At 52.2% G+C, this 25,945-nt stretch carries 26 protein-coding genes and 1 other RNA gene; 10 read left to right on the forward strand and 17 right to left on the reverse strand.

What is annotated here, in order from left to right; genetic code table 11:
- Positions 1–3: 3 nt before the first annotated feature.
- From ACMYSL_RS03485 to ACMYSL_RS03545, 13 genes are all read right to left on the reverse strand, one after another.
- Positions 4–2,529, reverse strand: a complete 2,526-nt coding sequence (locus ACMYSL_RS03485; protein ID WP_434661369.1) for a fimbria/pilus outer membrane usher protein — start codon at positions 2,527–2,529, stop codon at positions 4–6.
- A 56-nt stretch (positions 2,530–2,585) separates the two neighbouring features.
- A complete protein-coding gene (locus ACMYSL_RS03490) occupies positions 2,586–3,278 on the reverse strand; it encodes a fimbrial biogenesis chaperone (protein ID WP_434661370.1) in 693 nt (230 codons plus the stop codon).
- Between the two features lie 61 nt (positions 3,279–3,339).
- On the reverse strand, positions 3,340–3,909 hold the full coding sequence (locus ACMYSL_RS03495; RefSeq protein WP_434661372.1) for a fimbrial protein: 570 nt from the start codon (positions 3,907–3,909) through the stop codon (positions 3,340–3,342).
- Between the two features lie 317 nt (positions 3,910–4,226).
- Complete coding sequence (locus tag ACMYSL_RS03500) at positions 4,227–5,000, reverse strand: DeoR/GlpR family DNA-binding transcription regulator (RefSeq protein ID WP_434661373.1); 774 nt, start codon at positions 4,998–5,000, stop codon at positions 4,227–4,229.
- A 110-nt stretch (positions 5,001–5,110) separates the two neighbouring features.
- Positions 5,111–6,154 carry a galactitol-1-phosphate 5-dehydrogenase gene (gene gatD, locus ACMYSL_RS03505; RefSeq protein WP_182235039.1) on the reverse strand — a complete coding sequence of 348 codons (1,044 nt, stop codon included), beginning with the start codon at positions 6,152–6,154 and terminating at the stop codon, positions 5,111–5,113.
- Positions 6,155–6,202: 48 nt separating this feature from the next.
- On the reverse strand, positions 6,203–7,576 hold the full coding sequence (locus ACMYSL_RS03510; protein ID WP_182235038.1) for a galactitol-specific PTS transporter subunit IIC: 1,374 nt from the start codon (positions 7,574–7,576) through the stop codon (positions 6,203–6,205).
- A 5-nt stretch (positions 7,577–7,581) separates the two neighbouring features.
- The gene (gatB, locus tag ACMYSL_RS03515) at positions 7,582–7,866 is read right to left on the reverse strand and encodes a PTS galactitol transporter subunit IIB (RefSeq protein WP_112213604.1); all 285 of its coding nucleotides are present in this window, start codon (positions 7,864–7,866) and stop codon (positions 7,582–7,584) included.
- A gap of 26 nt (positions 7,867–7,892) precedes the next feature.
- Positions 7,893–8,360, reverse strand: coding sequence for a PTS galactitol transporter subunit IIA (gene gatA / locus ACMYSL_RS03520; protein ID WP_182235037.1), 468 nt, complete (start codon positions 8,358–8,360; stop codon positions 7,893–7,895).
- Between the two features lie 14 nt (positions 8,361–8,374).
- A complete protein-coding gene (gene gatZ, locus ACMYSL_RS03525; protein WP_434661374.1) occupies positions 8,375–9,646 on the reverse strand; it encodes a tagatose-bisphosphate aldolase subunit GatZ in 1,272 nt (423 codons plus the stop codon).
- 176 nt (positions 9,647–9,822) lie between these two features.
- Positions 9,823–10,638: an HPr family phosphocarrier protein gene (locus tag ACMYSL_RS03530; protein WP_182235035.1), complete on the reverse strand. Its 816-nt coding sequence runs from the start codon at positions 10,636–10,638 to the stop codon at positions 9,823–9,825.
- 10 nt (positions 10,639–10,648) lie between these two features.
- On the reverse strand, positions 10,649–12,061 hold the full coding sequence (locus ACMYSL_RS03535; protein WP_434661375.1) for a PTS fructose transporter subunit IIC: 1,413 nt from the start codon (positions 12,059–12,061) through the stop codon (positions 10,649–10,651).
- A gap of 10 nt (positions 12,062–12,071) precedes the next feature.
- Entirely contained in the window at positions 12,072–12,986 is a 915-nt protein-coding gene (gene pfkB, locus ACMYSL_RS03540) for a 1-phosphofructokinase (RefSeq protein ID WP_434661376.1), read from the reverse strand.
- A 24-nt stretch (positions 12,987–13,010) separates the two neighbouring features.
- Positions 13,011–13,865 carry a tagatose bisphosphate family class II aldolase gene (locus ACMYSL_RS03545; RefSeq protein WP_112213609.1) on the reverse strand — a complete coding sequence of 285 codons (855 nt, stop codon included), beginning with the start codon at positions 13,863–13,865 and terminating at the stop codon, positions 13,011–13,013.
- Between the two features lie 352 nt (positions 13,866–14,217).
- Here ACMYSL_RS03545 and ACMYSL_RS03550 point away from each other — a divergent pair, with 352 nt between their 5' ends.
- A complete protein-coding gene (locus tag ACMYSL_RS03550; protein WP_434663933.1) occupies positions 14,218–15,012 on the forward strand; it encodes a DeoR/GlpR family DNA-binding transcription regulator in 795 nt (264 codons plus the stop codon).
- Positions 15,013–15,022: 10 nt separating this feature from the next.
- A complete protein-coding gene (locus ACMYSL_RS03555) occupies positions 15,023–15,970 on the forward strand; it encodes a sugar kinase (RefSeq protein ID WP_304261133.1) in 948 nt (315 codons plus the stop codon).
- A 54-nt stretch (positions 15,971–16,024) separates the two neighbouring features.
- Here the strand turns inward: ACMYSL_RS03555 and garD are convergent, their stop codons facing one another.
- A complete protein-coding gene (garD, locus tag ACMYSL_RS03560; protein ID WP_110272925.1) occupies positions 16,025–17,596 on the reverse strand; it encodes a galactarate dehydratase in 1,572 nt (523 codons plus the stop codon).
- Between the two features lie 393 nt (positions 17,597–17,989).
- On the opposite strand from garD, the gene ACMYSL_RS03565 reads away from it, so the two are divergent.
- The 7 genes from ACMYSL_RS03565 to ACMYSL_RS03595 all read left to right on the forward strand — a co-directional run bounded on the left by ACMYSL_RS03565 (position 17,990) and on the right by ACMYSL_RS03595 (position 23,534).
- On the forward strand, positions 17,990–19,324 hold the full coding sequence (locus tag ACMYSL_RS03565) for an MFS transporter (protein ID WP_434661378.1): 1,335 nt from the start codon (positions 17,990–17,992) through the stop codon (positions 19,322–19,324).
- Positions 19,325–19,352: 28 nt separating this feature from the next.
- Positions 19,353–20,123 carry a 2-dehydro-3-deoxyglucarate aldolase gene (gene garL / locus ACMYSL_RS03570; RefSeq protein ID WP_112213613.1) on the forward strand — a complete coding sequence of 257 codons (771 nt, stop codon included), beginning with the start codon at positions 19,353–19,355 and terminating at the stop codon, positions 20,121–20,123.
- Between the two features lie 28 nt (positions 20,124–20,151).
- Positions 20,152–21,042 (forward strand): 2-hydroxy-3-oxopropionate reductase, encoded by an 891-nt coding sequence (garR, locus tag ACMYSL_RS03575; protein ID WP_112213614.1) that lies wholly within the window; start codon positions 20,152–20,154, stop codon positions 21,040–21,042.
- A 65-nt stretch (positions 21,043–21,107) separates the two neighbouring features.
- Positions 21,108–22,253, forward strand: a complete 1,146-nt coding sequence (gene garK / locus ACMYSL_RS03580; protein ID WP_304253724.1) for a glycerate 2-kinase — start codon at positions 21,108–21,110, stop codon at positions 22,251–22,253.
- Between the two features lie 32 nt (positions 22,254–22,285).
- An RNA gene (rnpB, locus tag ACMYSL_RS03585) (RNase P RNA component class A) lies at positions 22,286–22,664 on the forward strand.
- A gap of 33 nt (positions 22,665–22,697) precedes the next feature.
- Positions 22,698–22,991, forward strand: coding sequence for a hypothetical protein (locus ACMYSL_RS03590; protein ID WP_434661380.1), 294 nt, complete (start codon positions 22,698–22,700; stop codon positions 22,989–22,991).
- 132 nt (positions 22,992–23,123) lie between these two features.
- Positions 23,124–23,534, forward strand: coding sequence for a Spy/CpxP family protein refolding chaperone (locus ACMYSL_RS03595; protein WP_434661382.1), 411 nt, complete (start codon positions 23,124–23,126; stop codon positions 23,532–23,534).
- Positions 23,535–23,570: 36 nt separating this feature from the next.
- Here ACMYSL_RS03595 and ACMYSL_RS03600 read toward each other — a convergent pair whose 3' ends face one another.
- Positions 23,571–23,732, reverse strand: a complete 162-nt coding sequence (locus ACMYSL_RS03600; RefSeq protein WP_182235027.1) for a hypothetical protein — start codon at positions 23,730–23,732, stop codon at positions 23,571–23,573.
- Between the two features lie 24 nt (positions 23,733–23,756).
- Positions 23,757–24,458, reverse strand: coding sequence for a pirin family protein (locus ACMYSL_RS03605; protein WP_182235026.1), 702 nt, complete (start codon positions 24,456–24,458; stop codon positions 23,757–23,759).
- A gap of 104 nt (positions 24,459–24,562) precedes the next feature.
- Here ACMYSL_RS03605 and ACMYSL_RS03610 point away from each other — a divergent pair, with 104 nt between their 5' ends.
- A complete protein-coding gene (locus ACMYSL_RS03610; protein ID WP_110272932.1) occupies positions 24,563–25,459 on the forward strand; it encodes a LysR family transcriptional regulator in 897 nt (298 codons plus the stop codon).
- A gap of 37 nt (positions 25,460–25,496) precedes the next feature.
- Here the strand turns inward: ACMYSL_RS03610 and ACMYSL_RS03615 are convergent, their stop codons facing one another.
- Complete coding sequence (locus ACMYSL_RS03615) at positions 25,497–25,865, reverse strand: DUF805 domain-containing protein (RefSeq protein ID WP_434661383.1); 369 nt, start codon at positions 25,863–25,865, stop codon at positions 25,497–25,499.
- Between the last annotated feature and the right edge of the window lie 80 nt (positions 25,866–25,945).

Consider the following 25,945-nt stretch of genomic DNA (forward strand, 5'->3'; position numbering starts at 1 on the left):
TCCTTAGCGGCATGGTGTCGTGGCGCGAATAACGGAGGCCGCGCGCTGGCTGTTAGCGGGCAGGCTAAACGTAAACCGGCACTGCTGGTTTTCTTCATTGCCCCAGCGAACGCTCCATGTCTGCGGTTGTTCGTTCACGCCGGTGAGATAGAGCACGCCGCCTTCATCAACAATGCTTTGCTGCTGTTGGCTTTCGCTACTGGCCATCGCGCCAAACGGTAGCGGTTTGCCGTTCCTGTCGGTTAACGCCAGCAGGACTCGTTGACCTACCCTGGCGCTAAATTGTGCGGTAACGGCGGCTCCCTGATTCGGGACCACCAGCTTCATGGTCTGGGTAACGTCAACATCGTCCGGCATCATGGTGGTATCCAGATAGATACGGTTCTCCTGGTAAGAAGTCAGGTACGGGATCACGGCATAACCGAAGTAGTCGGTAGCGATCCCTGGATAGTTTTTGACGCGAATGCCTGAAGCTCCATCCGCATCAATAAGCGCAAAGGCATTACCCAACGGCTGCGACAGGGTGACGCCATGACTGTGAGCCACAATGCCGCCGGACAGGCCATAGCTCATCTGGCGGTTATCGGAGCTGTAATCGTAACCGGCGTTGAACGTGCCGTAGGCGGAACGATAGCTGCCGTAAAGGCTGCTGCCGTTGTTGTCGTTATTCTCGCTCTGACGCTGTTTCAGGGTGTAGCTCAGACGACGATCCTCAAGTAAAGAACCGTTGATCCCCACCTCATGCTGGGTCGATTGATCCTTCTGGCTGGTGATGCGCCAGTTGGCGGTTGCGTGCGGCAGCCAGCGGTCCAGCGGCACGCTGAGGCTGATGGACAGCGAACGGTCGCTATCGCGATCTGCGTAATCAGTAAACTGGCCGCTGACGTTATAACTGACTCCCCACAGATTGCCGTTGAGGCCAATGGACAGGTTTTTGTCTTTTTGCCCTTTATCCCAGTACTCCTGCTGTGAACCGGAAGCGTAAAAGCTGACGCCGGTAAACAGGTTCTGGTTAATGCTGAACTGGATTTCGCTACTCTGGCGATCGCCGGCGTCAATATCCTGCTGGTTAGCATCTGAAAAGGTGAAGTAGCCGCTGCTGGTATAGCGGTAATAGCCCAGCGTTAAATTGGTGCCGGTCTCGGGGATATCTTTAATGTACTGGGTGCGCCAGCTATAGCCGGAATCGCTGTCGCCATCATCAAAGCGGGTATCCGCCCGCCCGATATCCATCGACAGAGCGCCCAATTCTCCCAGCGTTCCGCCGATTCCCACCGTCAGCGCCTGGTAATCCTCAGACCCCGTTACGCCGCCGTATAGTGTAAAAGTGTTGCTCAGGCCGTAAATCGCCGTCGTTTCAATAAACTCCGGCTCTTTGCTGTCCTCAGAGCTTGCCGCCCGAAAGCGCCCGGCGGTGACGCTATATTTGAGATGCCCCGGGCGCTGCATCATCGGCAGTGAGGAAAATGGCTGCACAAAGTGGCGCGTGGTGCCGTCGGCCTCTTCAATCGTAACGTCTAAATCGCCGCTAAATGATGAAGGATAGAGATCGTTAATCTCAAATGCGCCTGCGGGTACGGTGCTCTGGTAAATGGTGTAGCCGTTCTGGCGCACCGTGACGATAGCGCTGGAGTTGGCGATCCCGCGGATCGTTGGCGCAAAGCCGCGCTGGCTATTGGGCAGCATGTTGTCATCGGAATAGAGTCGCGCGCCGGTAAATTGGTAGCTGGAAAACACGCTGCCGTCGGTCGCGCTTTCGCCCATCACCAGCTGTGACTTCAGGCTTTTGATATCCCGCTGCATCCAGGTGTTGATGCTATCCCACTGCGAAGTATCGCTATTGTGCGTCCAGGTGGAGTAGTTACGCAGTCGCCATGGACCAAGGTTAGCGCCGTTTTGCATATTGAGATACTGGCGTTTGTTACGATCGCCACCGTCATAGCGGCTGTCTGAACCGGTAAAGTTATAGTTAGTGAACAGCACCGGCACCCCATTATCCCAGCGGGAAGGGTCAACATAGCCCCTGGCATCGCGGTAAAGCATAATTTGCGGCACGCTCATATTCAGCTTGCCGTGGTTGATATCCAGCTCGCTGCTGCTGTTTGGCACCGTTTGCGCGAGGTCCTTGACGATTGCGGTATCGTCCTGGTTAGCCAGCGTTGGAATTTCATCGACTTTAAAGCCCAGCTCACGCAGTTGTCCGACGGTAAACTGGGGGACAAGCTGATGGTTTTCTCCGGCGACAAAAGGGATTTTGCGCTGTGCTAGTTTCTTATTATTAATAACTATATCAACAATATACTCTCCGGGAAGCTGGGCGTTGTCCTGAGAGAAGGTCGATAGATCTACCGCCTGCTGGCCGCTTTTGCTGGTTTCCAGCAGCGAAGGGTCAAAATAAAAGTCATCCGCCTGTGCGGAATAACATACCAGGCTGCTGCCAGCAAGCATCATCGGCAAAGCGCACTTGACCCTGTAAGAAAGGCGCTTAAGCGCCAGAAAATCTTTTTTCCCTGTCGTGTTGCTCTGCATTCCCTGATTGCCCGTATCCGTTATTTATTGTTATTTACGTCATGCCAGCGTAAGTATTATTGCAATACCCGAGTTTCCTTTTCCGTGGTACCGCCGTAATCATTGATTGCGGCCCACTGAATAGAGTTACCTGATGCGGCAGGTAGCGGAATTTTTTTGTGCTCGCCTGGGGCGATATAGTCAACTTTATCGGTCAAATCTGTTTTACCCAACGCAATACCAGCAAAAACAACGTAATAGGCTGATGGATTATAGACATCTAATGCATTATTCGTACGCTTATACTCTATAGATTTCCATGCATCCTGTGCGTTACCTTTCAGATGTGCCGGGCGATAAAAAAGTTTAATTCTGGTTTTAAATACCAACGTTAAAGCATTGGTTTTACCTGCCTCACTTTTAGATTGTGCTGGAATTGCCCGCACGTTAACGTAAAACAGCGATTCTTTATCTTCCGGTAAATTACCGTCGGTTTTAATAATGCGCAGTGAGGAGTCATCTCCGGCATTCAGGCGAAACAGCGGCGGGGTCATAATAAATGGCCCGCGAACAGTCCCTTGCGGATTATCAATCCACGATTGCAATAAGTAGGGCATTTTACTGCTGTGGTTGGCAACGGGTAGGGCCGCCTCTTTTTTACTGGCGTTGTAAATCACGCGCGTGGTTTGCAGAACGATCCCTCCGGCCAGGCTTTGGCTGGCCCATCCTCCAAGTAACAATGCCAATGCTGCCAGGGTTTTTACTTTCATTCTGCTGCTCCGATAAAAAGGTTTTACCCACCGACAGGTGGGTAAAAGTACAACGAGAGAATTAACGATAATCGATGGTAACGTCGACGGAAGCGTTAGCTTCCCCGGCGGTAATCGCCGATGCTTCTGCGGTAGAGACGTAGTAAGCCTGAAGGTTCACATCTGTTGTTTCGCCTGTAATGTCAAAATAAACAGGAGTGTCATTCAGTTTATTCAGCGCTAACTGGGTACCGTCCGAAGCGCGGTCGATGCGAATACCGACACCGGTTGCTGGCGTGCCTGAGCCCGTCACTGCAACCAGATCGTTATCAGTTCCGGTAGTACCGCTGCTACGTGTTTCCAGCCATAGCTGGAAGGATGCGCTGGTGGTACCGTCAACGTGTTTCCAGGCTTCTGTCGGACAGTTGGTCAAAGGAATGGTGAACTGTGTTGTCGGTGACTTGTCTCCTACGTTTTTAAACTGAGTATTAGAATAATGGCCCAACTCAACGTTCACCGTATCGCCGTTAGCGAATTCACAGGTATTCGTTGTTATTTCACCAGTGAATTCAATGGTACCATCGCTTGCCCAGGCGCTTCCTGCCGATATTGCCAGTAAACCAACTGCAACAGATTTTGCAATTATGTTCATTTTTAACCTCATCCATGTATTATTTTTGCTGATCGTTTTTATGGTGATTTAATTTCACATAAATCACCATGAATAAGATTATATGTGGGTTTTGTTTTTTTTATGAGGAAAAAAAGCTTTTTTAGGATTGTGTTTATAGTTGTTTTGTGTAAAGTTAATTATTCTTAATTTACATTTAAATAAATTATATTTTAAATTTCGTGATGAATTGATTAGTGCCTAATTTTTCTATGAAAAATATTTTTATAAATCGAATTATAATTATATAATATAATCAAGTGACAAAAAGGCAGATGTTTTAATATCTGCCTCTTTTCTTATACGATTTGTAATTCAATTGGAATGTTTTTTAACTCAGAGAGATATTCACTGCTAATACCATCATCGGTAATGACACAGTTGATTTTATCCATCGGCAGGACCTGATTAAACCCGCGACGGTTAAATTTGCTGGCATCCAGCACGGCAACCACCTTATGGGCAGCCGCAGCCATAACGCCGCTGATGGAGTAACCTTCATTAAAGGTGGTGATGCCGTTGGTGGTGTCGATACCGTCGGCACCGACAAACATCAGGTCGGCGCTGATACCCTGTAGCGAGCGTTCGGCGATAGTCCCATGCATGGAGTGGGTTTTATGGCGAACGGTGCCGCCGCAAACCACCAGGGTAATATCTTTATTTTCCGATAACGTAAAGGCCGCAGGCAGACTGTTAGTAATCACCGTGATATTGGTCATACGTACCAGTTCCTCGGCAATCAGCAGGGTGGTGCTGCCGCTATCAAGGATCACCGTCATCCCTTCGCTAATCATCGTCGCTGCGGCCTGGGCAATCCGTTTTTTAGGGTCGCTGGCCAGCTGATAGCGGTCCTCAAGTACAACTTCCTGGCTATCCCCTTCGGTCAAATTGCTGCCTGGCCTGGCTGCGCCGCCGTGAAAGCGGGTGAGTAAACCCTTCTCTTCCAGCAAGCGTAGATCGGCCCGGATGGTGACTTCGGAGATGCCAAAGAGATTCGAAAGGTCCAGTACCAATACGCTACCCTGCGCATTGACCATTTCGACGATTTTATTCCTTCGCTCAAATGAGTTCATATTAATTTGCCTGATAATTAACTGATCTTAGTGTAATCGAAGGGTAACGAAAGTTGAACGATAATTTTCGAAAGGTTGTGTGAGCCAGCTCTGATTGCTGGCTCAGGCGGTCAGGAGAGTTTAAGCAGGATTTTTCCCTGCATTGGCGCGCCGTTGAGCGCCTGGACTTCGCGGGCAAAGCTCTCTGCATCGCCGATGTGGGCGATAAGCGGGGCAAGCTGAATACGTTTTTCCGTCAGCAGGCGCACTGCCGTTTGCCACTCTTCCCCTGGCCACGGGCCGGAGTAGTTCATCCAACTGCCGACGATAGTTAGCTCTTTACGTAAAATCTGACCAAAGGTGGCGGAAGGCAAGGTCAAATCATGGTGCAGCGTGCCGACCAGCGCCAGCTGCGCGCGCGGCCCGGCGACGTCAATGCCCAGCGCCACGGTTTGTGGCGTACCGGCGGTTTCAAGCACCAACTGATCGAACTGAATCTCTTCCAGCGCCGCCTGAATCTCTTTACCGCTCATCTCTCTGCTGTTGAAGACGCGGGTTGCGCCGAGCGTTTTTGCCAGCTCCAGCTTCTGCGGGTTGATATCAATTGCCGTAATGCTTTTGGCGCCCAGTTCGCGGGCGCACTGCAGCGCTAGCAGACCGATGGTGCCTGCGCCAATAATAATGACGTTTTTCCCTTCGCAGCCCTGTGCCAGATGGAAGGCGTGCAGGCCAACGGTGATTGGCTCGATAAACGCGCCGTCGTCAATCGGCATCTGATCCGGCAGGCGGAACAGGTTGGCGCGTTTGACTACTACGTATTGCGCATTCCCGCCTTCGCTACGCGAACCAACGAACTGGTACTGTTTGCACAGCGAGAAATATTCGCGCTGACACTGCGGGCAGTTAAAGCAGGGGAGCAGGGGCACGCAGGCCACCGCATCGCCCGGCTGCAGATCGGTCACTGCGGCGCCGTAAGATTCAACATAGCCGCTGAACTCGTGGCCCAGCGTGATGGGGTAGTAGTGTGCGCCTTTGGCGAAAATGCGCGGAATATCAGAACCGCACAACCCGGAGCTGACGACTTTTACCAGGACATCGTTTTCCGTTTGCAGAGTCGGTATTGGGCGTTCTTCAACGCACACTGTCCCCTCAGCATGGATTACCACTGATTGCATAAAAAATTCTCCAGAAATGTCCGGGGGAGCGAATGCTCCCCCCTGAGATTAAGAAACGGTTGGGCTTTGTTGGGCTGTGGCAGCTTTCTCTGCGGCTGCAAAATTGCGCGCTCGACGCCACGTCAGCAGCACGCCGGCAACATAGATGACGCCGATAACCGCAAAACCGACCACGTTTTGCCAGGTGAAGAGCTGGATGAGCAGCCAGGTAATCGGCGAACCGCCCTGGTCCATGGAGGCCACCAGACCACCCGCTTTCAGAGCCCCGGCGTTAGCCGCCAGCTGGGTATGCAGGCCGATGGTCTGCGTCGCTATCCATAGCGTGATCCCCATCAGGATGATTCCGGAAATTAGCGTACGGAACAGGTTCCCCTGATGCACCGCAACCGCCATTGCCACGAAGAAACCGATGGTTGCGAGGTCACCGAACGGCAGGACCTGGTTGCCCGGCACCACGACCGCGATAAGAATACTCAGCGGGATAAAGATCAGGCTGGCAGAGACGACCGAGGTATGGCCAAGCAGCAGCGCCGGGTCGAGACCAATCAGGAAGTCCTGGCCACCGAATTTTGCCTGCAGACGTTTACGCGCCTGTTTGGCAATCGGGTTCAGGCCGTCCATGATCGGTTTGATAACGCGCGGCATCAGCAGCATCACAGCACCGGTTTTCACCGCCAGCTGCAGAATACCTTTCAGGTCGTAGCCTGCCAGTGCGCCAATGACCAGCCCCATCACAAAGCCGACGGTGACCGGCTCGCCGAACGGGCCGAAGCGTTTCTGGATATCGTCAGCGCTGAAGTGAATACGATTCAAGCCGGGAATTTTTTCAATAATCGTATCGACCAGCACCGCTATCGGCCCTAAATATGCTGAGCTACCGTGCGGAATGGCGATACCGTCGAGACCGAAAAAGTCGCGAGTATCCTTGGCAAACCAATCTCCGAGTTTGTAGACGAAAGCCGCGTGTACTACAACGCCGAAAATACCAATCCAGTAGGAACCGGTGGCGATATGCAGCATCGCGCCGGTAAAGGTCATGTGCCAGATATTCCAGATATCGACGTTCACGACGCGGGTCATTCGGGTGACCAGCATGATGATATTGACCGCAATAGCGATGGGAATAGCGACCAGTGCGATTTGTGACGCCCAGGTCATCGGTGCTGAACCTGGCCATCCAACGTCAATCACGTGCAGGTTAATCTGGAACTGTTCGGCCATTGCTTTTGCTGCCGGGCCGATAGAATCGAGCATCAGACCGATGACCAGGCCAATGCCGACGAACCCAATCCCGATATGCAGGCCTGATTTAAAGCAATCCCCGAGCTTCATCCCCAGTAGTTTGGAGAAGATAATGATCACAATTGGCAGCATCACCGTCGGACCAAGATCGAGGATATAACGCATAATTTCGCTAAACATGGACGTTACTCCGCAAGGATGTTCAGGATTTTTTGCTGCAGTTCTTCAATGCCGACGCCGGAGATGAAAGGCATGCCGTGAACAACCGGAATGTCGCCGAAAGTTCTGTCGACCCGGGCGGTAGTGCAAATCAGATGCGCACCGTCCATATAGGTTTCGATTTCATTGACGCGACACTGCACCAGGTCCAGCTCAATGTTGTGGTCTGCGCACAGGTCTTTGATCTCTTCTGCGGCCATGGTAGAGGTGGCGACAGCGCCGCCACAAGCTACGATTACTTTACGTTTCATAGGGTACCCCTTTTATTATCAGTCTGTTATATAGCCTGAGCGCTGGGCTCTGACTCAAGGATAGAGTGCCGAAACAGCTCGGGCAGCTGCTCTTCTGAGGCAGCCAGTAATGCTTCAAGCGTGGTCGGGTTCTGTAGCTCACTAAATAACCGACGCAGCAGTTTTAGCTGTGCAGTCGGATTTTCAACAATCAGCGCGATGATTAACGAAACGTTAATTTCGCCGTCGTCATCAGCGCGCTGAAAAGGGACCGGATTATCCGGGCGAATCAGATAGATAGCTGGAGACTTCGCATGCACCGCCTCACAGTGAGGGATCGCGACCGCATGCTGCTCCAGCGCAATGCCGGTTGGGAAAGTCGCTTCTCGTTCGAGCAGCGCCAGCGGATAGCTGTCATGCACGACGCCGCGTGCCAGCATCTCTTCGCCAATGTGCTCCAGCGCCTGCTGGCTGGTGCTAAAATGAATGCCGGTACGAACAAATAGTTGACTCATAAATCCTCTTTACTTCAGGCGATTTCAGATGAACAGCCGTAACGGTAAGCACGCAGCACATCCTGAATTTTGTCGAGGATGAGGTCGTGCGGTACGGCGGCGAGTTCGTTTAACGACAGTCGTTCAAACTGCACAGGCATATATTGGCTGATAAGGCCCAGCGGCAGTTTGGTTTCAGTCAGGTTTGCAATTAACTTTTCGACGCTCTGGCGAATACGTGGGTGCGGCCAGTAGTAGCGAATGCGGTCGGACAGGCTGAAGTGGATATCCACCATTGCCTGGCTCCAGGTCGGACGATAGTACTTCTTCCAGTATCCCGGTTCGTTAAGCATCACTTCATCAATGACTTCCATCACGCGGCTGCGGGATTCCGGAGCAACCAGCTCATTTTCCATTTGCGCGAGGGCGAAAATAGCTTCGCGCAGCGCGAAGGTCAGCGCCGGGCCAACTTTCAGGATGGCGTAGTGGTCACGGACCAGCGCACGATAAGCCTGGCGGGACTGGTAGTCGGTTGAGTGCGCTTCGTAAACCATCGGCGTGCCTTCAATCCATGCGGACAGCGCTTTAGCGGCTTCCGGCTGATAATGGATAATTTGCGTATGGTCGAACTCAACGCCAGGCTGCACCACGATAGCAATGACGCGCTCCAGCGCAGCATCCAGCCCCAGCTTGCGAAAGGCGGCTTCGTGAGTTTCCAGCGTTGCCGCCGCATCCTGCGCGCGGGTCACATGGACGCTGCCGATGGTGCTGGCTTCGCCGCCCGGTACCGGAACTTCGGTGCCAATCACGTAGGTCAGATGGCGCTTAAGCTCATCGCTTGCTGTCTCTTCTGCGGCCTGGCACAGGCGGGCGGCGCGTTCAGCGACGACGGCCGGGTCCAGAGGCACCGGGTCGTCAGCGCAGGACATCGAGGCATCGAGATGGATTTTGCTGAAGCCCGCGGCGACGTAGGCCTTAATCAGGTCGACAGATTTTTCCATCGCTTCGGCAGCGGGTTCGCCCTGCCAGCAGTTTGGGCCAAGGTGGTCGCCGCCGAGGATGATGCGTTCTGACGGAAAACCAACGTCCTGGGCGATTTTATTCACGAAATTGCGGAAGTCCGCAGGCTGCATCCCGGTGTAGCCGCCAAACTGGTTCACCTGGTTGGATGTCGCTTCGATAAGGACCTTATTGTTGGTATGCAGATCGAAACGCAATGCCGCTTCGATAACCAACGGATGTGCGGAACAAACTGAACAGATGCCGATGTGTTCGCCAGCTTTGTGGCGGGAAATAATATCTTTCATTTCAATCCTCCGTTTTCTTTCGAATATATTCGTTATGTTTTGTTTTGCTCGCAAATCACTTTGTTTTGATTTGTGATCCACCTCGAAAAAAAGAAAGATAAAACGTAATATTTCGAAAGTTACAGATAAAAAAACGCTCTGGCGATGACGGCAGAGCGTTTTTAATTCATTGAAATTTAACTAAATATACGGGATAGCCAGCTCCGTTTGGGCTTTTCTGCAGGCTGAACGACCTGCTGCGGCTGGGCGGCAATTTCGCCTAATCCGGCATTAAAGGCCGCGCCGATAGCATCCAGCGCCTGATGGGCATCTTCCCCGCTGGCCATAAAGTGCAGACGATGCCCCTGTTTTGCGCCGAGAGAAACTACACGCATCAGGTTTTTGGCATCGACAATAGCGGATCGCGTATCGAGATTTTCCACCCGAATTTGCGATTGCCACTGTTTCACCGCCTTCACCAGCACCGCGCTTGGCCGCGCATGCAAGCCATGGGGGTTGCGTAAGGTAAACGTCGCCTCTTCGTCGAACACCGGAGGGGCTTCAATTTCTTCCCCTTCAGCGGGCAAAATATTACCCGCCAGAATTTCCAGCACCGCCTGCGGGTTTTCGGCGCGCGATAGCGCTTCAGGCACGCGATCGTCGCTCAGAGCATGGGTGAGTTGGCGCAAAATATCGAGGTGCTCGTTATCCTGAGCTGCGATACCCACAATCAGATAAGCCGTTTGTTCTTCACCCCAGTCCACCCCCTGCGGGCAGGCCAGCACTTTCACTCCGGTTTGTAGCACGGCGTCACGACTCTGCGGTGTGCCGTGGGGAATGGCGATACCGTTGCCGAGGTAGGTGCTGATTTGCCCTTCGCGCTCGCGCATGCCGTTCAGATAAGCGGGCGTGGTATGACCGGCCTCGGTTAAGCTCCCAACGACGCGTTGCAGCGCTTCATCTTTCGTTTTGACCTCGCGGTCGAAATGGATATCTGCGCAAGTCAGTTGCATAAAAAGCTCCTTATTTAATGGCACCGGCAAGCGCCGTCGCTTCCTGGGTGCGTTTCTGCCAAAGCCTCCAGCATCCCAGCATGACCGCGCCGCAGGCGGAACCGGCGAGAATACACAGTACCCACATCAGGGGTTTACTCACCAGCGGCAGGATCAGGAAGCCGCCGTGCGGAGCAGGGACCTGAATATGCAAGCTATAGCTGAGAACTGCAGAGATAGATGAGGCGATCATCATCATCGGGATGACACGCAAAGGGTCTTTGGCGGCGAAGGGAATAGCGCCTTCGGTAATGTGGGTGCAGCCGAGGATATAGTTGACCATCCCGGCGGCGCGCTCTTCTTCGCTGAAGCCTTTCGGGAAGAAGGTTGTCGCCAGAGCGATAACTAGCGGCGGCGTGATACAGGCGGCGGAAACCCCGGCCATAAAGAAGTAGTTGCCCTGTCCAAGCAGCAGCGTCCCGGTGACGTAGGCCGCTTTATTTACCGGACCGCCAAAGTCGAAGGAGCACATCGCGCCGACCACAATACCCAGCAGAATCGGGTTTGCTTCCTGTAATGAGCTTAGCCAGTTCATCATCGCGTTATTGATAGCGGCGACAGGTTGCCCCAGCAGCACCATCATCACGCCAATCACTAGCACGCCGACCAGCGGCATAATAAAGATCGACTTCAGCCCCTCATACTGGCGCGGCAGGCCGTTGAGCATATTGCGGATGAGCAGCATAAAGTAACCGGCGGCGAAACCAGCGATGATCCCGCCGAGAAAGCCTGCGCCGGTCGCGTTGGCCAGCAGTCCGCCGACGAAGCCAGCCACCATCCCGGGACGTCCGGAAATAGACCAGGCGATATACGCGGTGAAAATTGGCACCATGATCGAGAAGGCCTGCTGGCCTACTTTCATCAGCGTGGCGGCGATAACGTTGTATTGCGGTGAATTCGGGTCTGCGGAGTAGATGCCCCACAGGAAGGAGATAGCAATCAGGATCCCCCCGGCGACAACAAACGGCAGCATGTTAGAAACGCCGCTCATCAGGTGCTTATATACCTGGCGACCGAATGATTCCTGCTCGTATTTCTCCGTTGATTCTTGTGTGGAGGAAATACCCTGACGACGCGTCGCCTGGCCGCTGATAACTTTGTTAATTAAATCGGCCGGATGATGAATGGCTTCTTTAACCGGAACTTCAATTACTGGTAGCCCATTAAATCTCTCGGCATTAACATCTTTATCAGCAGCAATAATAACACCATAAATATCTTTTAGATCTTCTGGCGTAATGACATTTTCAACGCCGGAAGCGCCGTTTGTTTCTACTTTAATTTCGACATTTAATTTCTTTGCTGCAGTTTTTAAGGCTTCTTCAGCCATAAAAGTATGCGCAATACCGGTAGGGCAGCCGGTAACTGCAATAATTTTTTTCATAATCGGACCTTTATAATTGGACGACTTGAATCTGCTGTAATAATTCTTCTGTGCGTTGTAATTTTCCTAATCCGGCGGAACCAGCAACGTCAGCGCCGGTGGCGCTGGCTAATGCCAGGGCGTGAGTGACGTCTTCTTCGTTAAGCCATTTACTGAGAAAAGCGCCTAGTGCGGCATCACCGGCACAGGCGGAGCTGACCAGGTCTATTTTGGGTGCGGAGCAGAACCACACGCTTTCACCATCAGAAAAGTAGAGACCCTCGGCGCCCATCGTTAACAGCACGTTGCGAGCGCCGAGCTGGTGCAGCGTATGCATTGCCTCAAGCACCTGCTGGTGGTTACTGACATCGAGACTGAATATTTCCCGCAGCTCGTCATCGTTAGGCTTGATCAGCAACGGCCGTAATTCCAGCAACTGGCGCAGGACCGGATGGCTGATATCGAGAATAATTTCGCAGCCTTTCTGCTGGCATAATTCAATAATCTCGCCATAAAACCGGCTTTCAATTCCTGGAGGCAGGCTGCCGCTAATGACTAAATAATCCCCAGCGGAAACGCATTCCAGGTGATGAATAACCTGCTGCTTACAATCATCATCAATTTTTGCCCCAGGATTCACCAGCTTATACTCATCGGTGCCATCATTAATGAAAATATTAATTCTGGTTGGCTCAGAGACCCATGCTGGCGTGACTTTAATTTTCTGCTGACGTAACTCTTCCACAATATAACGGCCAGTGAAACCACCGAATATGCCCATAACGTGAGTGGGTTGCTGATAGTGATTTAATATCAGCGAGACGTTAACTCCTTTACCGTTTGGGCAATATTCAGTATGCCGGGTTCGGTTCACTGCCGAAGGCTTCAGCGGATCGCAAAAGATATTCATATCGATCGCAGTGTTGAGTGTCAGGGTATGGATCACGACATTGCTCCTTCGATCCGGAAATTACAGTTGCCCTTCACAGCCGCAAACGTGAATGACTTTGCGTACCACATCTTTCATCGCTGCTTTTGCAGGTTTCATGTAATGGCGCGGATCGTTAGCGTCTGGATTTTCATCGAAGTACTGTTTCAGAGCGTCGGAGAAGGCGATTTTCAGCTCGGTGGCGACGTTGACTTTGCATACGCCCAGAGAAATTGCCCGGCGGATGTCACTATCCGGAAGACCTGATGCGCCATGCAGTACCAGCGGCACGTCAACGCGATCGCGAATGGCGGCGAGACGGTCAAAATCAAGCTTCGGTTCCGCGGCATACATGCCGTGCGCCGTACCAATGGCTACAGCCAGCGAGTCGATGCCGGTGCGAGTGACAAATTCGCGAGCCTGCTCCGGGTTGGTATACAGTGCATCTTTTGCATCGACGACCAGATCGTCTTCCACACCACCAAGACGACCCAGTTCGGCTTCAACGCTGGCATCATAACGATGGCTCAGTTCAACCACGCTCTTGACTAATGCGACGTTTTCTTCAAAAGGAGAGTGCGAACCGTCAATCATGACCGAACGGATACCGGCCTGTACCTTACGCGTGATATCGGTCAGGTCTTCATGGTGATCGAGGTGTACCGCTAGCGGGAGATCCCAAATCTTAGCCAGATCGCGAGCGATCGCCACCACGTTACCGGTTCCTGCATAGCTGTAAGTTCCCGGGGTACCTGCAAGGATCAGCGGAGAGCGCAGTTCGGCTGCAGTTTCTACTACGACCTGCATCGTTTCCAGATTGTGGATATTAAAGGCAGGAACGGCGTAACCGAGACGCTGGGCTTTCAACAGCATATTTTTACTAGAGATAATGTACATTCGTACTCCTCATTTTTTAAATCGTAAGTTTGTGGTGATCTTTATCCTTCATTTTGAAAGTAATGTAACGATCGTCTTCCACTCATGTTGTGATCCATCGCACACAAACGCTATTTTGTTTTAAAAATGAAAGTTAATCATTGTTGTGTGGTTTCTTTTTTAAAGGTATTTTATGAACTAAACTTAACGTTAATCGTATGAATCTATTGTTTTTAGTGAATTTTATGTTTTTTGTCAGTGGCATGAAGTTTGACAATGTGGCGGGGAAATTTAAAAATGAAAGTTATTCTGGGAGATAATAAGAAGGCGCAATACCGTGGCAAAACCGTCAACCAGCCTGCTAAAAAGGCGCTTGGACATCGCGGAGATCGTACGCAAAAACGGGGAGATTAAAGTCGATGATTTGGCTGAAATGCTGGCCGTTTCCGGAGTGACGATTCGCAATGACCTGAATTACCTGGAGCAGCAGGGCTATCTTAAGCGCTCTTTTGGTGGTGCAATTTACACCGCCCAGTCGGGGGCCCCGGTGGCATTGGTTCGGGAGTCTTCGGTTGCGATAGACAAAGCGCTGGAAACCGAAATGGCTCGCCAGGTTGCAGCGCAAATAGAGAATAGTGAAACGTTATTTTTGGGACAGGGCTCGATTTTGCGTAAAGTGATCCCTTTCCTTGCTGGTTACGATGAGCTTTGTCTGCTACTTAACGATTTGTCGCATGTCCCGCTAGCTCAAGAATTCCTTAATGGTGAAACCGTATTACTCGGCGGTGTACTGGGGAATAACGGAAAAATTGTTGAGGGTGATTTGGCGCTTAACGCTCTGGGACATTATCGCCCTTCGCGAGCGCTTATCGCTGTTGATCAGATTGCCGAGGATGGCATCTTGAGCGTCAGGCAAGAGGCCAGCGCCCGACTGTTGAATGAGGCGATTACCCAAAGTGATCGAGTGATTGCAGTAATCGCTAATCGCCCAGTATACGGCGACAAGCGGTATGAGATTGGTCATTTGCAGCAGATGAGTTGCGTGGTGACGCCGCAGGTTGTTGCTGCGGAATATCATGCTCGTCTACTCGCCGCAGGGCTGACTAACAGCTATACCAATAATGAGTGCCTGACATGGCTCAACCCTGCTTTGCAAAAAGCAAAGTAAAGGAGCGATGATGAACGTGACCATTTGCACCATCGGCGAACTACTGGTGGAGTTTCTGGCAAAAGAAGAGAACCAGGGCTTTTCTCGCCCGGGAGAGTTTTGGGGGCCATATCCCAGCGGTGCACCGGCAATTTTTGCCGATCAGGTGGCAAAGTTGGGTTTTGGTTCGGTGCTTTTTAGCTGCGTCGGCAATGATGCGTTTGGGGAAATGAATATCGCGCGACTGGATGCCGATGGCGTTAATGTCAACGGTATCGCCATACTGCAAAAAGCGACTACTGGCAGTGCTTTTGTAAGCTATCGGAGTCAGGCACAGCGCGATTTTATTTTTAATATGCCGAACAGTGCCTGCGGTCTGTTGACTGCCGATCATATTGACGAAAGCCTGCTTAATCAGTGCAATCATTTTCACATTATGGGCTCCTCGCTGTTTTCGTTTCGCATGATCGATGCGATGCGTAAGGCGATTGAAAATATCAAAGCGCGCAACGGCACGGTTTCGTTCGATCCGAATATTCGTAAAGAGATGCTCAATATTCCTGAAATGTCGCAGGCCTTTGAATATATTCTCGATTACACGGATATTTTCCTGCCAAGCGATGGTGAGTTGAATTACTTTGGCCTTAATCCGGGGCGTGATGAGCAAGTACTGGTTGATAAGTTGCTCAAACGCGGTGTTAAGCATGTTGTCATTAAACGTGGGCCTCGGGGAGCCAGCTATTTCAGTGCTCAGGAAACGCATCATGTTACCGGTTTTAATGTGCCAGTTGTGGATCCTACGGGAGCGGGTGACTGTTTCGGTGCAACCTTTGTCAGTCTGTTTCTGTCAGGCGCATCGCCGCAGGAAGCGTTGAGATGGGCTAATGCCAGCGGTTCTCTGGCGATTACCCAGCGTGGGCCGATGGAAGGGACTTCGACGAAGGCGCAGATAGAGGCGTTTCTTAACGAACAGAGATGAGAATGAGTTATCCCGCTCGAGGCAATAACGAGCGGGATAAATGATGTTAACGGATCACGTCACCGGCGCTGGGTTAAACACCGCCAGCTGATTATGTAATCCCCACTGATCCGAGAAGGTTTTCTTGCGGCCGCTGGCGACATCAAGAATAAACTCGAACAGCTTCAGCCCCACCTCTTCGATGGTCTCTTCACCGGTCGCAATCGTTCCGGCGTTGATATCCATTAAGTCAAACCAACGATTCGCCAGTTCGGTACGCGTTGCCATCTTAATGACCGGCACCGCTACCAGGCCATACGGCGTCCCGCGACCGGTGGTAAACACCTGCACGGTGATCCCAGAGGCCACCTGCTGGGTACCGCAGACAAAATCACTGGCTGGCGTTGCGGCGTAAATCAGGCCGCGTTTGGTTGGACGCTGTCCCGGGGAAAGTACTTCGGCAATCGCGCTCTTACCGGATTTAGCGATAGAACCGAGCGCCTTTTCCACCACGTTTGCCAGGCCGCCTTTCTTGTTGCCTGGGGAAGGGTTGGCGCTGCGGTCGGTTTTGCCCATATCGAGATAGTTATCGTACCAGGCCATCTCTTCCAGCAGACGTTTACCCACTTCTTCGTTGATGGCGCGTGGCGTCAGCAGATGGATTGCATCGCGCACTTCGGTCACTTCGGAGAACATCACGGTTGCGCCGCAGCGCACCAGCAGGTCGGACGCATAGCCCACTGCCGGGTTGGCGGTCACGCCAGAAAACGCATCGCTGCCGCCGCACTGCATACCGACCACCAGCTCGGAGGCCGGGCAGGTTTCACGTTGGCGCTGGTTCAGTTTCTCCAGATGACGCTCGGCAACTTGCAGAATATCGTCGACCATCGATTTAAAACCGACGTGCTTTTCGTCTTGCAGGCTAACGATACTGGCGCTATCCACCGGGATGCTTTTCACATCATCGGTACCTTCCAGCAGACGCTCTGGCTGAAGTTTTTCACAGCCGAGGCCAATTACCATCACTTCGCCGCCGAAATTCGGGTTAAGCGCAAGGTTGTGAATGGTACGGATAGGCACGACCGCCGCCGGGGCGTTAATCGCCACGCCGCAGCCGTAAAGGTGATTCAGGCCGACTACGCCATCAACGTTGGGATATTTCGGCAGCAGATCGCGTTCGATAATTTTAACCACGTAATCTACAACGCCCGCCACGCAGTGCACGCTGGTGCTAATGCCGAGCAGGTTTTTGCTCCCCACGCTACCGTCTGCGTTGCGATACCCTTCGAAGGTGTAGCCTTCCAGCGGCGGCAGCGGCTCGGGAACTTTGGTCGCCAGCGGCAGGGTGTTGAGCGGTGGCGCTTCCGGCAGCTCGACCAGCGATTCATCAATCCAGCTACCCTGCGCGATATCACGTACCGCGTAGCCAATCACTTCGCCATAGCGGATGATTTCACCGTGTGCGGGAATATCGACCAACGCGACCTTATGGCCTTGCGGGATATGTTCAACGAGCGTGAGTCCATCAGGGAAACGCGTTCCGGCCGTTAAACCTCGATCGTTAACAATAATCGCCACATTATCCGTTTCGTGTACTTTTATATAAAACGCCGTCGGCGATTCTTGTCTAATTTCAATGTCAGCCATTGTCCAGTATTCTCCAGCAAGGTGCGAATAATAAAATAAAACGGTTATTCAATTTCTGATGCTCAGATTTGTGGAATTAAGAATGTCAGGTGTTTAGATTTAAAAATGTGATCTAAATCACTCATTTTTGCGTGAGGGAGTCAGGTATAGAAGGAAATCACTGGAACTGTGCATTAGCGCCCACTGATTGTTGCATTTGCACAATTATAATGGTTTTTGTTATCTCTTTGTGGGGTTTATGCACAGTGATCAAATACCGTGAGCTGATTATACTGAGTCATGCTTGCAATGCGTCGGATAAGTAAATCGACAGTGTCTAAGATCGATTTATAAATAACTAAAATCACACCAGTAATAAATGATGGAAGGTGTGTCGTACCTGAGGAATATAAAATGAGTGTGGATGCTGCAATAGAGCAGAAAAAGGGTATGCCAACCCGATATTTAATTCTGTTGATAATATTTATTGTTACTGCCATTAACTATGCAGACCGTGCGACGCTATCTATTGCCGGTACCGAAGTGGCGAAAGAGTTGCACCTGAGTGCAATCTCAATGGGTTATATTTTCTCCGCTTTCGGTTGGGCCTATTTGCTGATGCAAATTCCTGGCGGCTGGCTGCTGGACAAATTTGGCTCGAAGAAGGTCTACACCTACAGCCTGTTCTTCTGGTCGCTGTTTACCTTCCTGCAAGGCTTTGTGGATGTATTCCCGCTAGCCTGGGCTGGTGTCTCAATGTTTATCATGCGTTTTATGCTGGGCTTCTCGGAAGCACCTTCTTTCCCGGCAAACGCCCGTATCGTTGCGGCCTGGTTCCCGACCAAAGAGCGCGGTACCGCATCCGCTATCTTTAACTCCGCGCAATATTTTTCTCTGGCGCTGTTCTCTCCGTTGCTGGGCTGGCTGACTTTTGCCTGGGGCTGGGAACATGTGTTTACCGTCATGGGTGTGATTGGTTTTGTCCTGACCGGTCTGTGGGTTAAGTTCGTTCACAACCCAACCGACCATCCGCGGATGACGAAAGAAGAACTGAAATTTATTGCGGATAACGGTGCCGTGGTCGATATGGACCATAAAAAGCCGGGTGACTCTGCTGCAAAAGGTCCAAAACTGGATTACATCAAGCAGTTGCTCAGCAGCCGAATGATGCTAGGTATCTTTTTTGGTCAGTACTTCTTAAACACTATTACCTGGTTCTTCCTCACCTGGTTCCCTATTTACCTGGTGCAAGATAAGGGGATGTCGATTCTGAAAGTGGGGATGGTGGCTTCCATTCCGGCACTGTGCGGTTTTGCCGGTGGCGTGCTGGGTGGGCTGTTCTCTGACTACTTGATTCGCCGCGGTTGCACGCTGACCTTTGCACGTAAGCTACCTATTGTTCTGGGTATGCTGCTGGCATCGACGATTATTCTGTGTAACTACACCGATAGCACGGTGCTGGTGGTGGCGCTGATGGCGCTGGCATTCTTCGGTAAAGGTTTTGGTGCTCTGGGTTGGCCGGTTATCTCCGACGTGGCACCGAAAGAAATTGTTGGGCTGTGCGGCGGGTTGTTTAACGTCTTCGGTAACGTAGCCTCTATCGTCACCCCGCTGGTGATCGGCTATATCGTAAGTGAGCTGCACTCCTTTAATGGCGCACTGATTTTTGTAGGCTGTTCCGCGCTGATGATGATGATTTGCTACCTGTTCGTGGTCGGTGACATCAAACGTCTGGAACTGCAGAAATAATTAACGGTTAAGTGACAAGGTATAAGCGATGAATAACGATATCTTCCCGAACAAATTTAAGGCGGCCCTGGCGGCGCATCAAGTTCAGATCGGCTGCTGGTCCGCGCTCGCAAGCCCTATCAGCACTGAAGTTTTAGGTTTGGCTGGCTTTGACTGGCTGGTGCTGGACGGCGAACATGCGCCGAACGATATCTCAACCTTTATCCCACAGCTGATGGCGCTGAAAGGCAGCACTAGTGCGCCAGTTGTGCGCGTACCGACCAATGAGCCGGTGGTTATTAAGCGCCTGTTGGACATTGGTTTCTATAACTTCCTGATTCCGTTTGTAGAGACGGAAGAAGAAGCAGTCAATGCCGTAGCTTCTACGCGTTATCCGCCAGAAGGCATTCGCGGCGTCTCCGTATCACACCGCGCCAATATGTTTGGCACCGTGCCGGATTACTTCGCGCAGTCGAACAAAAACATCACCATCCTGGTGCAGATCGAAAGTCAGCAAGGCGTGGATAACGTCGATGCGATCGCTGCAACCCCAGGCGTCGACGGTATTTTTGTCGGCCCAAGCGATTTGGCCGCCGCGTTAGGCCATCTGGGCAATGCTTCCCACCCGGAAGTACAAAAAGCTATCCAGCACATCTTTGCGGTCGCGAAAAAGCACGGTAAGCCAAGCGGCATTCTGGCGCCGGTTGAAGCGGATGCGCGTCGTTATCTGGAATGGGGAGCAACCTTTGTCGCCGTCGGCAGCGACCTGGGCGTATTCCGTTCGGGCACGCAGAAATTAGCTGATTCCTTTAAGAAATAACCACCACCGAAACTAGAGAGATAAAGACATGACAATGAAAGTTGGTTTTATTGGCCTTGGTATCATGGGTAAACCAATGAGTAAAAACCTCCTCAAGGCAGGTTACTCGTTGGTGGTTGCTGACCGTAACCCGGATGCGATTGCAGAAGTGATTGCCGCAGGCGCGGAAACCGCCACGTCGGCGAAAGCCATTGCTGAACAGTGTGATGTGATCATCACCATGCTGCCGAACTCTCCGCATGTGAAAGAGGTGGCGTTGGGCGAAGGCGGCATCATTGAAGGCGCGAAGCCGGGTACCGTTCTGATCGATATGAGCTCCATCGCGCCTCTGGCAAGCCGCGAAATCAGCGAAGCGCTGAAAGCGAAAGGCGTGGATATGCTGGATGCGCCGGTCAGCGGCGGTGAACCGAAGGCCATCGACGGCACCCTGTCGGTGATGGTTGGCGGCGATAAAGCGATTTTCGACAAATATTACGATCTGCTGAAAGCGATGGCCGGCTCCGTAGTACATACCGGTGATATCGGCGCAGGTAACGTAACCAAACTGGCTAACCAGGTCATTGTGGCGCTGAACATTGCCGCTATGTCTGAAGCGCTGACTCTGGCGACCAAAGCGGGCGTGAACCCGGATCTGGTGTATCAGGCCATCCGCGGTGGACTGGCCGGTAGCACCGTGCTGGATGCGAAAGCGCCAATGGTGATGGACCGTAACTTCAAGCCGGGCTTCCGTATCGATCTGCATATCAAAGATCTGGCGAACGCGCTGGATACCTCTCACGGCGTCGGCGCACAGCTGCCGCTGACCGCTGCGGTGATGGAGATGATGCAGGCGCTGCGTGCCGACGGTCTGGGTACCGCCGACCATAGCGCTATCGCATGCTACTACGAAAAACTGGCGAAAGTGGAAGTCACTCGCTAACAAGAAGGGCGCGGATGCGCGCCCTGTAATTCTTGCCTTGCGCGGCACTGTCAGGCTACATAACTATGAAAATCGTAATCGCCCCAGACTCTTATAAAGAAAGCCTCTCGGCCACTGAGGTGGCACAGGCTATAGAAAAAGGTTTTCGGGAAATTTTCCCCGATGCGCTCTACGTGAAGGTTCCTCTCGCCGATGGTGGAGAAGGTACCGTTGAGGCGATGATTGCCGCGACGCAGGGAACCGAGATGAGTGCCTGTGTGACGGGGCCGCTGGGTGTTCCGGTTGATGCCTGCTGGGGACTTTCCGGCGATGGCAAAACCGCATTTATCGAAATGGCGGCGGCCAGTGGGCTAGGGCTGGTACCTCCCGCCCAGCGCAATCCGTTATTAACTACGTCGCGTGGTACCGGTGAGCTGATTTTGCAGGCGCTGGAAAGCGGGGCGAAAAATATCATTATTGGTATCGGCGGCAGCGCCACCAATGATGGTGGCGCGGGGATGGTACAGGCGCTGGGCGCACGTCTTTGCGACGCAAATGGCGTGGAGATCGGCAACGGTGGCGGTAGCCTGTGTAGCCTGAATTCGATTGATATCTCTGGTCTTGATGCGCGATTGCGCGATTGTGTTATCCGCGTTGCTTGCGACGTGACCAACCCGCTGATCGGCGATACTGGCGCTTCACGGATTTTTGGCCCGCAAAAGGGGGCCACCGAAGCCATGATCCGCACGCTGGATAGCAATCTTGAGCATTACGCCGATATTATTCTGGCCGACCTGCATGTTGATGTTAAGCAGGTTGCTGGTGCGGGAGCGGCAGGCGGCATGGGCGCAGCGTTGATGGCGTTTCTCAATGCTGAATTGCGCAGCGGAATCGAAATTGTAACCCAGGCGCTGAATCTGGAAGAGCATATCCTCGATTGCTCGCTGGTGGTAACCGGTGAAGGTCGGCTGGATAGTCAAAGCATTAACGGTAAAGTGCCAGTGGGCGTGGCTAGCGTGGCGAAAAAGTATCATAAGCCGGTGATCGGTATTGCCGGTAGCTTGACCCGCGACGTGGGTGTGGTTCATCAGTATGGTATTGATGCGGTGTTTAGCGTACTGACCAGCGTGACCACTCTGGAAGAGGCGTTTCGCGGCGCAGCAGACAATATTTATCATGCGTCGCGGAATATTGCGGCGACATTGCAGGTCGGGATGGCGACGGAAGGATGACAACCGGCGGTAAACCCTCTATACTTCGCGCCGAAGCTGACCAGACAGTCGCCGCTTCGTCGTCGTCCTCTTCGGGGGAGACGGGCGGAGGGGAGGAAAGTCCGGGCTCCATAGGGCAGGGTGCCAGGTAACGCCTGGGAGGCGCAAGCCTACGACCAGTGCAACAGAGAGCAAACCGCCGATGGCCCACGCAAGTGGGATCAGGTAAGGGTGAAAGGGTGCGGTAAGAGCGCACCGCGCGGCTGGTAACAGTTCGTGGCACGGTAAACTCCACCCGGAGCAAGGCCAAATAGGGGTTCACAAGGTACGGCCCGTACTGAACCCGGGTAGGCTGCTTGAGCCAGTGAGCGATTGCTGGCCTAGATGAATGACTGTCCACGACAGAACCCGGCTTAACGGTCAGCTTCCTCATTCAACAAAACCCCGTCAGAAATGGCGGGGTTTTTGCTTTCTGGCGCAGGTGGATCAAAAGGGCAGATGAATGACTGTCCACGACGCTATACCGATAAAGAAAGCGGCTTAACGCTCAGCTTCAACTTTTCAGAAAACCCTCGTCAGAAATGGCGGGGTTTTTGCTTTCTGGTTCTGCTGGAATCGCCCGATGGTTTTGTAGGTCAGGTAAGGCGCCAGCCGCCACCTGACAAGAATGCGGGCACAATGCGCAAGGCAGGTTTGTCATTAACACCAACCTTCTCTCATAAGGTCAGGTATTTTATATGCATTAAATTAATTATTTAATTTAATGCATTTCTATTAATTATATTTCCTGATCTTTAACTACATCTCTACGTACTATTTCTTACATTTCCACATCTGCTTCTGAAAAATAATAAGCCGCCCTTTCTGGCAATTACCCTTCAGGATAAAGCAATGAAATTAATGACCCGTATCGTGTTCACCGCTGTTCTGGCTAGCGGATTCTCTATAGCGGCTCAGGCTGCTGATGTTAAGGCTGCCCCAGCCCCAGCACAGGATCCGATTGTTCAACATTTAAAGCTGACCAACGATCAGGTAACGAAAATTAAGAGTCTGCATCAGCAATTGGAAAAAAATGTTCAGCAGATTTCCCAGAAAGATATTAAAGACGGCGTACTGTTTGATGTGATCGATTCCGGCAAATGGAATGAAAAAGCGGTTAAAGATCAGTTGGCGGCATTTAGCAAAGTAGAACAGCAGGTTCGCTACTATCGTGTGAAATACTATTTTGGTGTGAACCAGGTATTAACGCCAGAGCAGCGCAAGCAGGTGCAAAAAGATTTAGCCCAGGAACTGAGCGAGTAAATCAATCGGCCCCGTTCTGGGGCCGATGTTTTTACGTCAGGCGAGGCTCTCTTCGTCTTGAATCCGTATCTCCGCTTCCGCGACGATAGCTTCCAGTTCACTTAACATCTCTTCATAGCCAAAACTGACTGCGACCATAACTTCCGGTTGCGGCTGTTGCACTAATATCGCTGCTTTTTTTGCTTTCTTCTTGCTCACAGGCAAACTCCCTTACTGCCGTTGTTACACAGGTAAATCTATCAGCAAAGCGCGTAACGGCGTATCGGCGACGAGGGTAATGTTAGCTTCGTCACGAATAAACGCGCCGTCACCGCAGGTCAGGGCCTGTTTTTCTTCTTCTTGCACAAGAGCATGCACCGTCCCGTGAATCGACTGCAGATAGGCGCGTGGGCCGTGAAGCTGGACGCTGAGCTGCTCGCCTTTTGCCAGTTCGATATGGTGAATCCATACCTGCTGGCGCAACTGGAGACTATTTTGGCTTCCGTCCGGCGAGGCCAGCAGTTGTTGCGGCCCGGCGGCGATCGCTATTTTCTGGACTAGTGGATTTTCATGCTGCGGACAAGCATCCAGCCACAGCTGCATTCGCGTCAACGAACCCTCTTTACTCAGGTTGTGCTCGCTATAGCTGACGCCGGGTTGAGTCGAAATCAGCAGTGCCTCTCCCGCTTTCGCCTGGATATGGTTGCCGTCACTGTCGCGGTACTCCGCTTCCCCTTCCAGTATCAGGTTCAGAATATCGACCTTCGGGTAGGTACGCGGCTGGAACGAGGCTCCGGGCGCCAGCACTTCCTGGTTGAGCACGCGCAGAGACGCGTAGCCTAGCAGTTTCGGGTCGAAGTAGTGGCCAAAGGAAAAGGTGTAGCGGGCCTGCAGCCAGCCGAAGTCAGCTTGACCGCATTGTTTGGCTGTTCGGGTAGTAATCATTTTCTTGACCTCTCTTTACACTAAATCAATGGTAAAGGTATGGACGCTGTATTGTTAGCCAGATATTCTGCCCGGTATGTTCAAATTTCCTGAATGAGAGAATGATGGCCAAAGAGAGAGCACTAACGCTGGAAGCGTTGCGCGTTATGGATGCGATTGACCGACGCGGAAGCTTTGCCGCTGCGGCTGATGAGCTCGGTCGTGTTCCTTCGGCGCTGAGCTATACCATGCAAAAGCTGGAGGAGGAGCTTGATGTCGTGCTGTTTGACCGCTCAGGACATCGAACAAAATTCACCAACGTTGGGCGAATGCTGCTGGAGCGTGGACGGGTTCTGCTGGAAGCGGCGGATAAGTTGACGACCGACGCTGAAGCCCTGTCGCGCGGTTGGGAAACGCATCTGACTCTTGTTACCGAAGCGCTGGTGCCAACCACCAATCTATTCCCACTGATTGAAAAGCTGGCGACCAAATCTAATACTCAGCTGTCGATCATTACTGAAGTGCTGGCCGGTGCGTGGGAGCGCCTCGAGCAGGGTCGGGCGGATATTGTCGTTGCGCCGGATATGCATTTTCGCTCATCGTCAGAAATTAATTCCCGCAAGCTTTACTCGGTGACAAGCGTCTATGTTGCCGCGCCGGATCATCCGATTCATCAAGAGCCAGAGCCGCTTTCTGAAGTTACGCGCGTGAAGTATCGCGGCGTAGCGGTGGCCGATACCGCTCGCGAACGCCCGGTATTGACGGTGCAGCTGCTCGACAAACAGCCGCGATTAACCGTCAGTACGATTGAAGATAAACGTCAGGCGCTATTGGCAGGACTGGGCGTGGCGACAATGCCTTATCCGCTCGTTGAGCAGGATATTGCCGAAGGTCGTTTACGGGTGGTCAGCCCGGAATACAGTAATGAGGTTGATATCATTATGGCCTGGCGCCGCGATAGCATGGGGGAAGCGAAGTCATGGTGTCTGCGCGAGATCCCGAAGCTGTTTATGAATAGATAGAGCAACGTGCGCCCCTTTTTGGCAAGGGGCGCATTGTTTAGTATGAGGTTAGTTTTGGGTCCGGCCCGAAGCGGTTATTGCCAGGAGTACCGTTCTGGCAATTAAAGATAATGATCACCAGCCAGCCGATAACAGGAATCAGCAGTAATAACAGCCACCATGCTGAACGGTCGGTGTCGTGCAAACGACGAAACTGCACCGCCCACCACGGTAAAAATACCAGTATGGCATAGATAGTTGTCAGGATGCCTTCTCCTCCCGCGCGCTGCCAACCGAGCATCTTATCAATGATGCTGAGTACGCCAGTCAGGATGATGTTGACCAGAATAAACATCCAGTACTCTTTGCGCCGGGCACGGCCGCCAAATCCAAGATAGTTTTGTAATACTTTAAGATACCAGTCCATTTCTACGCCTCAATTAACCGTCAATCACTTGTTTTTAAAGCGATCGAAATAAGAATAGACGCGAATGAAATGTTGGCAAA

The organism is Klebsiella sp. MISC125 (assembly GCF_051131775.1).
Classification (GTDB): domain Bacteria; phylum Pseudomonadota; class Gammaproteobacteria; order Enterobacterales; family Enterobacteriaceae; genus Klebsiella.